We start from the raw sequence: 14703 nt of genomic DNA on the forward strand, positions 1-14703 counted from the left end.
GCTCCGGTCAGAAGAGTTCGGCGATCGGCTGGCCCCCCTCAACAACGATCGGGATCGGCCGGCCCTGGGGATTGACCCAGGAGGCGTTGGGGTCGATTCCGAGGTAGGTGAAAAGGGTCGCGGCGAGATCCTGCGGCGTCACCTTGCGCTGATTGATGCCGTAGCCCTTGCTGTCGGTCGCGCCGATGACCTGCCCATGCCGGAGTCCGCCGCCGGCGAGAACCATCGACATCACGTGGGTCCAGTGCTCGCGTCCCGCCTCGCGATTGATCACGGGGGATCGGCCGAACTCGCCCATCATCACGATGAGCGTGCTCTCGAGCAGGCCGCGCCCTTCCAGGTCGGCGACCAAGGTCGCCAGGGTCTGGTCGACCCGAGGCAAGAGCGGCTTCAGGCCCTTCTCGATCCCCTTCCAGACGACGTTGTCGCCATGGTGGTCAAAATAGCCCCAGGCGCCACTGACCATGACATAGCTCACCCCCGCCTCGACGAGTCGACGCGCCAGGAGGGCTTTCGTTCCAAGACTGTCACGGCCGTAGGCGTCCCGCAGTTTCGGATCTTCCTTGTCGAGCTGAAACGCACGCTGCGCCTGCCCCGAGCAGACCATGTCGATCGCCTGCCGCGTGTAGCGGTCGACGTGCTCGATCGCCGCGTTGCTATCCACATCCGCGCGGAGCTGATCGAACTGCTTCCGGAGCGCTTCACGGCTGGAGAGGCGATCGAGGTTCACCCCTTTGGGGAGCTCGAACCGACCGGAGAGCTCGCTCCCCTTGACCGGCTCGAAGGCCGCGCCCATGTGCCCCGCGCCCCAGACGTCGGCCTTCCAGCTATCGGCCAGGCCGACGAAAGCCGGCATGTTCGGATCGTTCGATCCGCGCAACTTCGCGACGATCGAACCCATCGAGGGATACCCACCCCCCTCGCGGTTATCATCGGTCCGCTGCGCCAGCGGGTTCCCCGCCTGCATCGTGATCGGTGTGTGGTTGCTCGCCGAGCAATCCATCGAGCGGATCACGGTCAACTTGTCCATGATCGCGGCCTGCCGCGGGAGATGCTCGCAGAACCGAACCCCCGGCACGTTGGTCGCGATCGAGCCGAACGGGCCGCGGACCTCGCTGGGCGCGTCGGGCTTGGGATCCCACATATCGAGGTGGCTCGGTCCCCCCGAGAGCCAGAAGACGATCACCGACTTCGGCTTCGAGGCCGGCTTCCCCGCAATCGCCGCTTCGGCCCGGAGCTGAAGGAGTTGCGCGGCCGAGAGCCCGGCGATCCCGGAAAGGCCCGCCCGCATGAACCAGCGACGCGACGTCGACCCTGCTCCCAACAGATCCCTCGAAGTCGGTCTCCAACCACTGGCACCCCGTCGATGGCTGATCTCGTGCGCGTATCCGCCGGCTTGTTCTTCCATCGCCAAATCTCCCTCACGTCAGTTGGCTGATCTGACGGTTCTCTCCCTTGGCTCCTCTGAGTCTAGCCGCTTTTCTCAACCGCTTCCAGCAATTCTTCAACTTTTATTGGCGCCTCGAGGAACCCAGCTTGAACCCGTTTTGAAATCGTCACACCCTGGGCACTTGACACCTCAGACTGTTTGTCTTACCCTTTGCTCAGACATACTGTCTTTGGGGGACTCACGGGATGGCGAGGAAATCGACGAAGGACGTCACTGAAGCGGAGTTGACGATCCTGCAAGCGATCTGGGAGCACGGCCCGGCGACGATTCGGCAGTTGGCCGAGCGGGTCTACGGCGAAGGGGGCACGTCTGCCTATGCGACGGTGCAGAAGCTGCTGGATCGGCTGGAAACCAAGGGGGACGTGGTTCGTGACCGCGCCGAGAGCGTCCACGTCTTTCGGGCCGCGACCGATCGCGAGGAGTTGATCGGGCGCAAGCTCAAAGCGGTGGCCGAGACGCTCTGCGGTGGGTCACTGACACCGCTTTTGAGCCACCTGGTTCAGAGAGGGCGGCTTTCCGAGCAGGAGCGGAGCGATCTCCGGTCCCTGATCGAACGGCTCGACCCGAGCGTCGCGTCCAAGGACCACCCCTAACAGATGAGGGAGGCAGCCTTTGGAAACGTTCCTGCGGGTGGGCCTTGGGAATGCCTTGCTGGCGACGATCCTAGCACTCGGCGCGGCGGGTGCGGGGTGCTTGCTCCGTCGTCGGCCCGCCGTGCGTCATGGCCTCTGGTTACTCGTGCTCCTGAAGCTCGTCACGCCGCCGCTCTGGGTGATTCCGCTCACGAGTCCCGAACCAACGAGCACGGTTGATGAGGGGCAAACGTCCTCGAAAATCGAGGCGGACCGCGACACGATCCTTGCCCGATTGATCGCGGCCCGATTGGCCGCCGAGCGTCTTGAGACCGCGTTCGGTCCCTCCCGGTTACTCCCGTCGATCGATTGGACGCGATGGGCGGCGACGACCTGGCTCACCGGTTCGTTGGTGACGCTGGCCGTGACCGGCCTCCGGATTCGGCGCTGGAATCGGCTGCTGAGACTGGTGGAGCCCGCCTCGGACGACGTTCAGGAGCAGGTGGAACACCTGGCGAAGCAGATGGGGCTGGCGCGGCCGCCGACGAGTTGGTGGTTTCCGGGCCCGGCCGCCCCGATGCTCTGGGCCTTGGGGTGCCAGGCCAGGCTCATCGTGCCGAGCGAGCTCTGGAGCCGTCTCGACGATCGGCAACGAATCACCTTGCTCGTTCACGAGCTCGCCCATCTCCGCCGCAAGGACCACTGGGTCCGAGTCGTCGAGCTCGTTGCCACCGCATTCTACTGGTGGCTGCCCCTGGCCTGGATCGCCCGCTGGGCGCTCCGTGAGGCGGAAGAACAGTGCTGCGACGCCTGGGTGGTCTGGACCTGTCCGGACGCGCTTCGAGCGTATGCGGAGACGTTGTTGGACACCGTGGATTTCCTCTCAGAGACCGGCCATGCTGCGCCTTTGGCGGCGAGCGGGTTCGGTCACGCCCATCACTTGAAACGGAGAGTGACCATGATCATGCAAGGGAAAACGCCGCGCGACCTCGGCTGGACCGGCCTCCTGACAATGCTCGGACTCTCGGCGCTGCTCCTCCCGTTGTCGCCGACCTGGGCTCAGAAGGCCGACGACGAAGATCAAGCCAAATCCGAAGCCGGTGAGGACGTCCAGGAATCCAAGGAAGGGTCGGAACGTTCCGAACTGGAGAATCTGAAGCGAAAGCTTGCCGAGGAAACCCGCAGGCTCCAGTCGCTCGAGAAACGCGTCGTCGGGAAAGAGACGGTGACGATCAAGCCGGGCGAGGGCTCCGCGAAGGAGCAGGGGGAATCCTCCCCGAAGGCCAGCTCCCCCGACGGGAATACGATTATCGAGTTTCGAGCCCACGACCTCAACGCGGCCAAAACCCTCAAGAGTCGGCCCACCCTCTTTGAAGCGAAGGAACTCCAGTTTCATTTCACCGACGAACACCGGGGTGCCATCGATCGAGAAGTCGCGAGGGCCAAGGCCGAGGTCGAGCGTGCCCGGGCCCAGCTCCACCGCGCGGAGTCGCAACTGGCAAAGCTTGGAGATGAGTTGAAAACCAAGCAATTCGATCAGGTCGTCCGCGCCAAGGAGCAACTGGACAAGATTCAAGTCGAGTTGAAAGCCAAGAAAGCCAACGCGAAGGAACTCGAGGAGGATTCCGAGGACTCGGGTGACAAGGACAAAGTCACGGAGAAGGCTCGGGCCGTAATGGGTATCAAAGGTCGGCCGGCCCTGAATCGTGAGCTGTTCATTGTGCGTGACGTCGAGCGGATCAAGAAGCTCGAGGATGAGGTACGGCACCTGGTGGAAAAGAAGCTCGCGGTTCAATCTCCCGAGAAAGATCGGCGGATCGCCGACCTGGAGAAGAAGCTGGATGAGCTCATCGACGAAGTGAAGCACCTCAAGTCCGAGCGTGGTGATTCCAAGAAGTGAACCCCCGCCAGCTAGCCCGGCCGGCCGGTCAACGACCGGCCGGCAGCGTCCTCGACTTGGCTTCCAATCGGAGGCAAACGGAAAGTGTGAACTCCCTGGCTTTCGATGCCGTTGGAAGCCAGGGAGTTCACGCTCCTCGTTCGCCTGGAAAAGCTCCCGATCCGCAGACCGCGGTCAGGAAACCCGGCAGACGAAACCCTTCAGGTATTCGGTTTCCAGGCAGGAGGCCGAGACCGGGTGATCGGGGGCCTGGCCGCGTTGCTCGAGGATCTGGATCGACCGGCCCGATAGTTCGGCGAGTTGACCGATCAGGTCGGCGAAGAGGCCACGTTCGACCAGGCCCGAGCACGAGAAGGTGACGAGCAACCCGTCGGGTTCAAGCACATCGAGCGCGGCCCGATTCAGGCGGAGATAACCCTTCAGGGCGTCTTCGACCCCTCGAGGGTGGCGGGCAAACTTGGGCGGGTCGCAAATCACGACTCCAAATCGATCGCTGCCCCCACGGATCGTCTCGAGCGCATCGAAGACATCCGCCGATTCAAACCGCGCCTTGCCCAGTTGGTTGAGCACGGCGTGATGGCGGGCGACTTCGATCGCGGTCGAGGAACTATCGATCCCGAGCACCGACTCCGCCCCGCCGTGCTTGAGCGCGTTCAGCGCAAAAGCACCCGTGTAGGTGAACAGGTCGAGGACCCGTTTGCCCTGACAGTACTGGGCCACGGCCCGGCGATTCTCGCGCTGATCGAGGTAGAAACCGGTCTTTTGCCCGGCTTTCACGTCGACCCAGAAGGTCAGGCCGTTCTCGATGATCTCCACCGGGGCCACGGGTGCGCTGCCGTGGAACACGTCCTCGTGCGGGCGAATCCCTTCCTGTTCGGCGGTCGTCCGATCGGGCCGGGAGAGGATGCCCTCGAGGTCCGGCTCCTGGGCGAGCAGGCCGATCAGCATCTCCCGCCGCTCGAAGAGGGCGAGGCTCGTGAACTGGACGACCAGCCAGCGATCGTAGCGGTCGACCGTGAGGCCGGAGAGCCCGTCGGATTCGCTCGCGATGAGGCGATAGGCGGCGTTCGGCCCCCCCAGGTGGAGGACCTCGCGTCTCAGGCGGACCGCGGCCGCGACCGTCTTCGCCCAGAATTCGTCATCCAAGGGGCCGCCGTCCCAGCGGTAGAGCCGGACCCGGATGGCGCTGTTGGGGTTGAACAGGCCGCGAGCGATGAACTGACCTTCATGACTGAAGACCTCAACCTCGGAGCCCGGCTTCGGCTCGCCTTCGACCCTGGCGATGGAGGTCACGAACAACCAAGGGTGACGCGCAAAGAAGGGGCGCGCTCGACGCGGCTTGACGATGACTCGGGGAAGGCTGGCCATCTCTGGGATAGTCCTCTGGCAAGAAGTCGGAACGAGGAGGCAATGGAAGTCGGGACCGCCCTTGACCGATCATCGCTCATCGCGGAACGGATTCGCACTTAAACTTAACTTAACCTAATTGAACTCGCGTGTCGAAGCCTGCGGTTCCCAACGGCGAAGTGGTCGAGTGAACCAGGGAGCGGTTCAGGGTCGTCGCCCGGCGTCACCGCTCGCCTTCGGAGGAACGGCTGGCCGCCTCGAATTCGGCGAGATAGGCCAGGGTTCGCTCGAGCTGATTCTTGAGATGGCGGACCCGAAGCATGCTCTTGATCCGACACAACAGTTCGACTTTGTTGACCGGTTTGGTCAGGAAGTCGTCGGTCCCCGCCTGAACGCCGCGTTCGAAGTCGGACGCTTCGTTGAGCGCGGTGACCATCAGGATCAGGAGATCCTTGGTGGCGGGATTCGCCCGCAGTTTCCGACAGACTTCGAAGCCGGAGAGTCGCGGCATCATGACGTCGAGCAGCAGGAGGTCGGGTTGGAACTCCGCGACCACGCGCAAGGTATCCTCACCGTCGAACGCGGTTCGAATTTCGCAGTCGACATCACTGAGGTAAGCCTCGAGCAACTCCACATTCTGGAGGTTGTCGTCGGCGATCACGATTTTCGGGGGACCTTTCGGCTGATCCAAGGCAGGGTCTCCTGGGGAGAATCCGACCAGCTGCCCCGAAATCCCTCAAATCAAAAAGGGATGTGTCTTGCAGACTGAGCAGGACGGAAATCGAGTCGGAGTCGCGGCGGCGTTCTTTCCGCCTGATTTTAACCGGTGTCGCCCCTCGCCGAAACCGGAATTGTAAGCGAACTTCCCCTCAAAAGAGTGTGGATGATGGCGGAGATCCGACGACTGTCGCTTGCCGACTCGCGGGAACGTGGTAAAATTGCCAGTAACGCGTTGCTCTCCTGAGAGAGTGGCTCTCTTTGGGACGCGACATGCGCCCTCTCCGTGCGAGGAGGCTCGTCCGTGCCCTTACGTGAGATCGACCGACAGTTGATTGATCGCTGCCTCCGGAAAGAACCCGGGGCGTGGAATGATTTCGTCGACCGGTACATGGGTCTCATTTACCACGTGATTCATCACGTGTCGCATGCTCGGAGCATCGTGCTTTCGCCGGCAGACATCGAGGATATTGCCGCCGAGATCTTCCTGGAGATCGTCGACGAAGATTATGCCGCGTTACGCCGCTTTAAAGGAGCGAGTTCGCTCCCGACGTACTTGACCGTGGTCGCGCGGCGGATTTGCGTCAAAGAAGTCATCAAGCGCCATCGCGAAGCCGAACTGGGCCACATCCAGGCCCATCGGTCGAGCGTTGACGAAGACGCTTCGGGCGAGGCCGAGGCGATCGCCACCGCGGAGGAGGTCGAGCGAATGCTCGAAACCCTTCCCGAGCGCGACGCCGAAGTCGTCCGGCTCTATCACTTGAAATATCTGAATTATCGTCAGATCGGCAAACAGCTCGGTATCCCCGAGAATTCCGTCGGTCCCATCCTGGCCAAGGCGCGCAAACGTCTGCGTCGGACGGCCGAGCAACGGACCGGTTGATCGCGAACTGAACAACAATGCGGGGAGCACGCGACCAGGCGTTCGTCCGGTTTCGCGTGCTCCCCGATTTTTTTGCGCTGTTCACGCTGAAAAAACAAGCGGGGAGGGCAAGCGCCCTGTCTTTGAAAGCTCACGTTTGGAGCCAACAAAAAGACAGGGAGCGATCAGCTCCCCGGTCGGCTGTCGATTCAATTCAGGTCGCTGATCAGCGTTCCATGCTCACGCTCGAGGCTCTCCACCGCGACGAGGCCTCCGGCTTGGCATAGCTCGGTTCCGGGGCGGTGGGCAGAGCAGGGCCGAGCAACTCGTCACTGAGCGAACCGCGGGTCGACGACAGAGCCACCGGGTCTCGCTCCGTCCGCATCGCTCCGTCGACGCCGAGCGGGACGGGTTCGCTCAAATGCACGCCTGCCGGCGGGGCGGGAAGTGTCTCACGAAGGGTGGTCGGTCCTTGTGCTTGCTGCTGGGGTGGGTGAGCGCCCGCGAACAGGGTAACCAGGTTGATCCGGTCGTAACCCTGCCTCGGGTCCTCCACAAAGAGGGCGGCGTACTTGTCCGCCGGGAACTCCTCGTTGATCTTGGTCGAACTTTGCGCGAACGCGACTTCCAGGTTGAGACGATCGCGGACCCACTCGAGCTTCATCTTTTTCGGCAGGTAGACCGTCTCTTCAGGGTGGTTCCCATCAGGAACGCTGAGGTAATCCTCAATGATCGCTCGCGCGATCAGGGTCGAGTCGCCCGCGAAGAGCCGATGCTCCTTGATCCGGCGTGTCGACTCGGAGATGACGACGACCCGAGTGACTGTTTCGCCCCCCGCGCGGGTCGGGCTGAGGGTCAAAACGAGGGTGTCAGGGTCCTTCCCGCGGGTCACAGTACAGCCTGCGGCTTCATTCTCGGTGATGACGCGAAGCCCAAGCGCCTCGACAATCCATTCAGGCTGGAGCACGGCGGGAGAGAGAGGCGTCTTACCCGACTCGTCGTAGTCGCAGTAAAAGATCGCCTTCTGATCGTTATCTTTGGTCCAGTACCAGAACTTCTCGTCGTTCGAACCGATATCGGCGACATCGCCGCCCGTCGACCTCACTTCGAGCCGGAAGTTGCGCGGACGCTCGAGGGCGAGATAGCCGTTGGCCGCCCCCATCGGGCGCCGCCCCTTGCTGACCGAGAGCGACGGCTTCGCCGAGATCTTCTCGATCCGTTCGGCGTTGCGGTTGTGCTCGGTGACGAGAGTCCGCGCCTCGAGTTGCGGCCTCGCAACGACGGGAGCCTGGCGCGCAAGGTTATCGACGCCCGCAGTCCGGCAGCCGGATTGGACGACGAGTAACAGCGCCGCGAAAGTGACAGGCCGAGCATACCTCATACAGAGTCCTTTCCGGTCGGATCGTCGACCGGCGACAAGGCAGTCTCTCGAGGGTGCAGCGCTTTGGGGAAGATAGGCCTTGCGACGGGAGGGGGAAGATTACTCCAATCCCCCTCACCGAACAAGCCGGATTCTCAGTCGCGAAATCGAACCTCTTCCAGGATCGACCACTCCCGACCTGCTCATTGACGAAGAAAGGCCTCGAGTGCGTCGAATCCACGTTCGAGCGTGGTCAAATCCGTCGCAAACGACAGTCTCGCATAGCCCTCGGCTCCGAACGCCGAGCCCATCACCAGCGCGACGTGGGCGGAAGCGAGCGCCGTCAAACAAAATTCGGTGTCGTTGGTGATGAGCTTGCCTCCCAGTGTACGACCGAGGTGGGCCGAAATGTTCATGAAGGCGTAGAACGCCCCCCCGGGAGCAATACAAGTCACTTCAGGCAAGGCGGCAATCCGCTCGAGCACATACGCCCGGCGCTTGGTGAACTGAGACTTCATCGCGACGACCGAATCCTGCGGACCCGTGATCGCCTCGAGCGCGGCCCACTGGCTGACCGAGCAGGGGTTGCTCGTCTCCTGGCTCTGAATGTCCCCCATGAACTTCGCTACCGGCGTCGGGGCAAGCGCCCAGCCGATCCGCCAGCCGGTCATCGCGTAGGTCTTGCTGACCCCCGAGATCGTGATCGTCCGCTCGGCCAGACCCGGCCGGAGCGTCGCGAAGCAGGTTGCCTCGGCGTCGCCATAGAGGAGTTGTTCATAGATTTCGTCGGAGAGTACGCCCACCTGGTCCGATTGCAGCACCGCGTCCGCCAGCGCTTCGAGCTCGGCCCGGGTATAGACCACCCCGGTCGGGTTCGACGGGCTGTTGATCATCAGGAGCTTGGTTCGCGGAGTGACGGCCGCCAGGAACTGCTCGGGGGTCAGCTTGAACTCATTGGCCTCGGTCGTCTGGAGCACGATGGGCGTGGCTCCAGTCAACTTGACCAGGTCGGCGTAGCTAACCCAGTAGGGGGCCGGGATGATCACCTCGTCGCCCGGACCACAGACCGCCATCAAGGCATTGTGAATCGAGTGCTTGGCGCCGTTGGAGACGACGACTTGCACGTCCTGAGTCGGCAGGCCGCGGGTCTCCGAATACAACTTGGCCAACGCCTGGCGAAGCTCGGGGATCCCCGACGGGGGCGTGTAGTGAGTCTGGCCCGACCGCATCGCCTTCAGGGCCGCCTCTTGAATGTTCTCCGGCGTTTTGAAATCGGGCTCGCCCAGCGCGAAGTCGAAAACCTCGACCCCCTCGGCCTTCAATCGCTTCGCCGCTCCGGCCATCGCCAGCGTTGCCGAGGGGGCAATCGCACTCACCCGTTCGGCCAGTGTCAGAGACATCGCGCCAGTACTCCTGAAAATCAATGCGGATAGGTGCCTGTTGAAACGCGCGGGGGACCAGAGCTCATCGCCTCGACTGTTCCCGCCGGCAAGGAGAGGTCGGTCACCGCTCTCTCCTCGATCAATCCTGCTTCCACCCTATCACGGAATCGAAGCGTCGTCACGCCCTGACTCGAGCGCCTCAACCGATGCGCCAGACACGAAAAACCGCGGATGGGTTCCCGCCATCTTCAGACCATATCTTTACGCCTAAACCCTGCAGTCGACAAACTCCGATTAACCAGCAAACTTCACCCTAGATCCGCTATTTCTTTTGCCCGCCAAGAATTCGGAATGATAAGATGAGGTAGACCGGTAAGCGATTCGTTTTGAGCGGGATGTTTCTTGAGAAATCAGGAAGGATACCCTCGGGAATGATCGGTATCGCGGTCGATCATCTTCGGTGCGATTAATTTGGGCGACAATGTCCCGAATTGTTGCGAGCCGGTGAGTTGGTTTGCTCGTCGACCAGAGGAAATCGGGTGTTTTCGCTCGGAAGGGACGGACCGAGTGGGAACGTTGACTGGGTGGCGTTCTTGTCTAGGGCGCTTCGTCCTCGGCACCAATGGCTTGGCAATCATTGGGGGTGGGGGAGATCATGCACCGCGTGGTGGTCACTGGCATCGGGATTGTGTCACCCAACGGGATCGGTCGTCGCGAGTTCAGCGAGGCGATCGTCGAGGGGCGATCGGGCGTAAGCTTCATTGAAAGTTTCGACACGACCGGGCTGGCGATTAAGATTGCCGGCGAAGTCAAGAACTTCGATGTCATGCCGTTTCTCGGCGAGCACAAGAAGAGCGCCAAGCTCATGAGCCGCGCGGTCCGCTTTGCGGTGGGCGCGGCCGGACTGGCCGTGACCGATTCCGGCCTGGACGTGAAAACGCTCGACCCCTCCCGGTTCGGGGTTTGCATGGGGACCGGGATCACTCCCATGGACGTGGGCGAGTTGGTCGAACCGATCGCGCGTTCGATCCGCCCCGACGGCTCGTTTGACATGGGGAAATTCGCCCAGGCGCGGGCGGAGTCGATGTTCCCGCTCTGGCTCCTCCAGCATTTGCCGAACATGGCGGCGTCGCACATCTCGATCCTCCACCACGCGATGGGGCCGAACAACACGATCGTCACGGCCTGCGCTGCGGGCACCCAGGCCGTCGGCGAGGCGTTCCGCTTGATCGCGCGGGGCGATGCCGACGTCATTCTCGCCGGCGGCTGCGACAGTCGGCTCGACCCGCAATTGCTGGTCGCCTATAACGCGATGAAGACGGTCAGCGCCTCGGTACGTTCGCCGGCGGAGGTTTCGCGGCCGTTCGACGGTGAGCGCGATGGCTTCGTCCTCGGCGAAGGGGCGGCCGTGCTGATGCTCGAGAGCCTGACCCGGGCCAAGCGGCGGCGGGCGACCATCTACGCGGAGATCAAGGGTTACGGCTCATCGTTCGACGCCTATGGAATCACCCGCCCCGAGCCGGAGGGGAAGGGGGCGGCCATCGCCATGACGGCCGCACTCCGCGAGGCGCGGGTCGACCACTCCGCCATCGACTACATCAACGCCCACGGCACGAGCACGCGGCTCAACGACCTGTCGGAGACCGTGGCCGTCAAGCGCGTCTTCGGCCATCGCGCGGGCTCGATCCCGATGAGTTCCCAGAAGTCGATGGTGGGCCACTTGATCGGTGCCTCAGGCGCACTCGAGGCCGCCGCGACGGCCATGTCACTCCAACGCGGGGTCGTTCCGCCCACGATCAACCAGGCGACCCCCGACCCGGATTGCGACCTCGACTACGTGCCCAACACCGCGCGGGAGATGCCGCTCCGACTGGCGATCTCCAACAGTTTCGGGTTCGGTGGCCAGAACGCATCGCTCGTGATGTCACACTTCTAAAGCCGGTGTGAGAAGGCGTCTCGTGAGATCGTCTTCTCACACACCCCCAAATCCCAAACCCGGCAAGCGCTTCGGAGCGTTCGGCCCCTGTTCCGCCTATCCATCGACATTCCAACTATCTTGCGCATCTCAACGTTTCGCGACAATCGCGATGACGGATTGTCGATGATCGGCTAACATGCCGCCCGTTGTCGCTCACCCCCCCGAATCTCTTAGGAGCGCGTCCTCCCCTCATGCGCTTCCGATGGCTCTGGACTGCTGGCTTGCTCCTCGGACTGCTCCCAAGGCTTGACCACCCCGTCGCCGCGGGTGAGGTTCCGGTCCGTGCTTCGACGCAACGCGCTCGACTGGCGATTCCGGCCGGCTTGCCACGCTATGAGATCGAAGCGCGGCTGGATATCGACCGAAGGCTGGTGACCGCTCGTGAGCGGGTTCGCTTCACCAACCGAAGCGCCGTGGCCACCCGCGAACTGGTCTTTCACGTCTACCCTCGCTACCGGATGAAGGAGGAGGACCGGCCGGCGCTCTCCAAAACGCTGGAAGTGCTCCGGCTCAGTCCCGAAGAGTCGATGGACGCCGACGGACGGCGGATGAACGTCGGCCGGGTCCGGGTGGATGGCCAGTCGGCCCCGTTCGCATTCGACCCGGAAGTCGATACGGTCATGATTGTCCCGTTGGCGAAGCCGGTTGAGCCGGGGCTGGGGGTCGTCGCCGAGATCGAGTTCAACGTCGAGCTCCCCGATATCTGGGGCCGGTGGGGACACCATCACGGCCTCACCTACCTCTTGAACTGGTACCCGGTCCTCGCGCACCACGACGACCGTGGCTGGGAGCGAACACCTTACGTCCCGTGGCACCAGCCCTGGCACCAGGAGGCTGGCCACTACACCGTCCGGTTCGACACCCCCGAGGGCCAGGTGATCGCCTCCTCGGGCCGGATCAGCGAACGCAAACCAGGTGCGCCCGGCCGGCAAGTCTCCACGATCGTGGCCAGCCCGGCGCGTGACTTCGCCCTGGTCTGCTCCGATCGGTTCGAGGTCCGCGAGCAACAGGTCGGCCCGACGCTCCTACGGGTCGTCTCATTGCCCGAGCACAAGGCCAACGCCGAGAAAGTCCTCGAATACGCGGCCGAGGTCCTCCCACTTTACGAGCGCTGGTTCGGCCCCTACTTCGATGACGAATTCGAGATCGCCCCCTCGTTTTTCGGCTGGAACGGCAACGAGTGCTCGGGCCTGGTGCTGCTCGACGACCGCGTCATGCGGGTCCCCTCCTCGGGGGAACGGTACATCGACCACCTCGTGACCCACGAAACGTGCCACCAGTGGTTCTGGAACGTCGTCGGCACCGACGGATATGCCGAAACGTTCATGGACGAAGGCCTGGTCAACGCATTCACGGCGATCCGCCTCGACGAGAAGTATGGCCGGAACGCCCCCTTGATCCACTGGGGGAAAGGCCTGACCTGGCTCCCCACGATCGGCCGAGAAGACCTGCGGCTCTCCGGCTACTACGGCTGGCGCGCCCGGGGCAACAACGGGCCGGTGATCCAGGACATCAAGTCGATGGGCAACCTGAACGCCTTGTTCAGCCTGGCCTACGACCGTGGCGGCAAGGTGATCGAGATGATCAAGAACCGGCTCGGCACCGAGCGGTTCTTCGCCTTCTTCCGGAAGATTTACCACGAGTACGCGTTCGAGACGTTCCACTACGCCGACCTGAAGCGCGAGCTGACGGCATTCGACCCCAGCTTCGACTGGAATGGCTTCCTCGACGGTTGGCTCGTTGAGCATAAGGACACGGATTGGGCCGTCGAGCACGTCAAGGACACCCCCGCAACCGACAATTCCGGCCAGCGCTCCCTGACGGTCGAGCTCAAGCAGACCGGGGAGATGATCGAGCCGACGGTCGTGCTCTGCCGCTGCGGCCCCGACGAGATTCGGGTGCCGATCTGGCCCGACCGCGGGAGCTACGACATCCCAGGCGGCCACGTCGCCCACGCTCCCAAGGAGGACCGCTGGGTCGTGACGGTCCAGGCTCCCTCCTCACCGTCGCAGGTGATCGTGGATCCCGACCACGCGCTGCTCGACGCGGTCCCGGACAACAACCGCTGGAAGCCGGAGATCGCCTGGCGGTTCACCCCGTTCATGACGCCGCTCGACGAATCGTCCCAGTTTCAATCCTATGACCGGACCTCGATCGTCGCCGGGCCGTTCATCGACCAGTACGCCCGCGGCGGTTTCAAAATCGGCGCCCAGCGCGTGAATCGCTGGCAGGCGACCGTCTGGGCAGGGGCCGAGCCCGCGCTCCGCGAAGCGATCTTCGGCGGCCAGTTCGCCTTGATGCAGTTCCCCTGGCCCCACTGGTCGCTGGGCGTCTTCTACGAGGAAGGGCTCTACAACTTCTACAACGACAAGCGGCACTCGGGCGGCCGTGCCTTCTTGCGGTACCGGTTCCTGGAGACGTCCAGCTTCCTGATCGACGACCAAGGGTTTGCGGAGCTCTACTTCGGCACCGGCAACGAGTTCTGGCAAGGAGACGACGGCCGGCCGGTCAACGGCAATCTCAACGCCGTGGGGGGCCGCTACCGCCTGAGTACGCTCTTCCCCTACTGGGATCCGGTCCAGGGCTTCGAGATCGACGCCACGGCCGAGTACGGCGACCGCTCGTTCGGCTCGGCGGCAACCTACGTGCGGATCGCCGGCGAAGTCGGGATCGTCCGCCCAATCCCAACCTGGTCGGGCGAGCCCTCCAAGAGTCGAATCGCCGTCCGCCTCTACGGCGGCTACGGCGGTCCCGACACCGTCCCCTTGTTCCGCCTCGGCGGCGGCCGTCGCCTCCGCGCACTCGACCTGAGCCAGGACGTCGGCAGCTCCGTCTGGCTCTCCACCTTCGAGTGGCGATTCCCGATCTGGCGCGACATCGACCAGGACCTTGCGGACCACATCCTCAGCGTCCGCAACCTGCTGGGAGCGGTCTTCTACGACGTCGGCCAGTCGTACCTCCGCGGTGAGTGGAACCCCGTCGTCCACGGCGTCGGCGTCGGCATCCGGGTCGACACCATCCTCTTCGCCTTCCTCGAACGCGCCAGTCTCCGTGTCGACATCGCCCAACCCGTCGGAGTCGGCACCGGCCACGGCCCCGTGATCTGGTTTGGGCTGAATCAGGTCTTTTGATCTT

Annotated in this window: 10 protein-coding genes; 5 read left to right on the forward strand and 5 right to left on the reverse strand. The window is 63.4% G+C overall.

The genetic code is table 11. The features are described 5' to 3' along the window. Positions 1–7 precede the first annotated feature (7 nt). Positions 8–1408 carry a DUF1501 domain-containing protein gene (locus BUS42_RS37875; RefSeq protein ID WP_074316463.1) on the reverse strand — a complete coding sequence of 467 codons (1401 nt, stop codon included), beginning with the start codon at positions 1406–1408 and terminating at the stop codon, positions 8–10. Between the two features lie 227 nt (positions 1409–1635). On the opposite strand from BUS42_RS37875, the gene BUS42_RS37880 reads away from it, so the two are divergent. Further along, positions 1636–2043 carry a BlaI/MecI/CopY family transcriptional regulator gene (locus tag BUS42_RS37880; protein ID WP_074316466.1) on the forward strand — a complete coding sequence of 136 codons (408 nt, stop codon included), beginning with the start codon at positions 1636–1638 and terminating at the stop codon, positions 2041–2043. Between the two features lie 19 nt (positions 2044–2062). Further along, complete coding sequence (locus tag BUS42_RS37885) at positions 2063–3922, forward strand: M56 family metallopeptidase (RefSeq protein ID WP_074316467.1); 1860 nt, start codon at positions 2063–2065, stop codon at positions 3920–3922. A gap of 174 nt (positions 3923–4096) precedes the next feature. Here the strand turns inward: BUS42_RS37885 and BUS42_RS37890 are convergent, their stop codons facing one another. Together BUS42_RS37890 and BUS42_RS37895 are read right to left on the reverse strand one after the other, a co-directional pair. Next, the gene (locus BUS42_RS37890; RefSeq protein ID WP_074316469.1) at positions 4097–5290 is read right to left on the reverse strand and encodes a class I SAM-dependent rRNA methyltransferase; all 1194 of its coding nucleotides are present in this window, start codon (positions 5288–5290) and stop codon (positions 4097–4099) included. 202 nt (positions 5291–5492) lie between these two features. Then, positions 5493–5960, reverse strand: coding sequence for a response regulator (locus BUS42_RS37895; protein ID WP_074316471.1), 468 nt, complete (start codon positions 5958–5960; stop codon positions 5493–5495). A gap of 330 nt (positions 5961–6290) precedes the next feature. Here BUS42_RS37895 and BUS42_RS37900 point away from each other — a divergent pair, with 330 nt between their 5' ends. Then, on the forward strand, positions 6291–6869 hold the full coding sequence (locus BUS42_RS37900; RefSeq protein WP_074316473.1) for an RNA polymerase sigma factor: 579 nt from the start codon (positions 6291–6293) through the stop codon (positions 6867–6869). A 205-nt stretch (positions 6870–7074) separates the two neighbouring features. Here the strand turns inward: BUS42_RS37900 and BUS42_RS37905 are convergent, their stop codons facing one another. Beyond that, complete coding sequence (locus tag BUS42_RS37905) at positions 7075–8229, reverse strand: hypothetical protein (protein WP_074316475.1); 1155 nt, start codon at positions 8227–8229, stop codon at positions 7075–7077. Between the two features lie 182 nt (positions 8230–8411). After that, the gene (locus BUS42_RS37910; protein WP_074316477.1) at positions 8412–9608 is read right to left on the reverse strand and encodes a pyridoxal phosphate-dependent aminotransferase; all 1197 of its coding nucleotides are present in this window, start codon (positions 9606–9608) and stop codon (positions 8412–8414) included. 637 nt (positions 9609–10245) lie between these two features. Here BUS42_RS37910 and BUS42_RS37915 point away from each other — a divergent pair. Then, positions 10246–11526 (forward strand): beta-ketoacyl-[acyl-carrier-protein] synthase family protein, encoded by a 1281-nt coding sequence (locus tag BUS42_RS37915; protein ID WP_074316479.1) that lies wholly within the window; start codon positions 10246–10248, stop codon positions 11524–11526. A 233-nt stretch (positions 11527–11759) separates the two neighbouring features. Then, on the forward strand, positions 11760–14699 hold the full coding sequence (locus BUS42_RS37920; protein WP_074316482.1) for a M1 family aminopeptidase: 2940 nt from the start codon (positions 11760–11762) through the stop codon (positions 14697–14699). The last annotated feature ends 4 nt before the right edge of the window (positions 14700–14703 follow it).

Origin of the sequence: Singulisphaera sp. GP187 (genome assembly GCF_900129635.1) — a bacterium.
Classification (GTDB): domain Bacteria; phylum Planctomycetota; class Planctomycetia; order Isosphaerales; family Isosphaeraceae; genus Singulisphaera.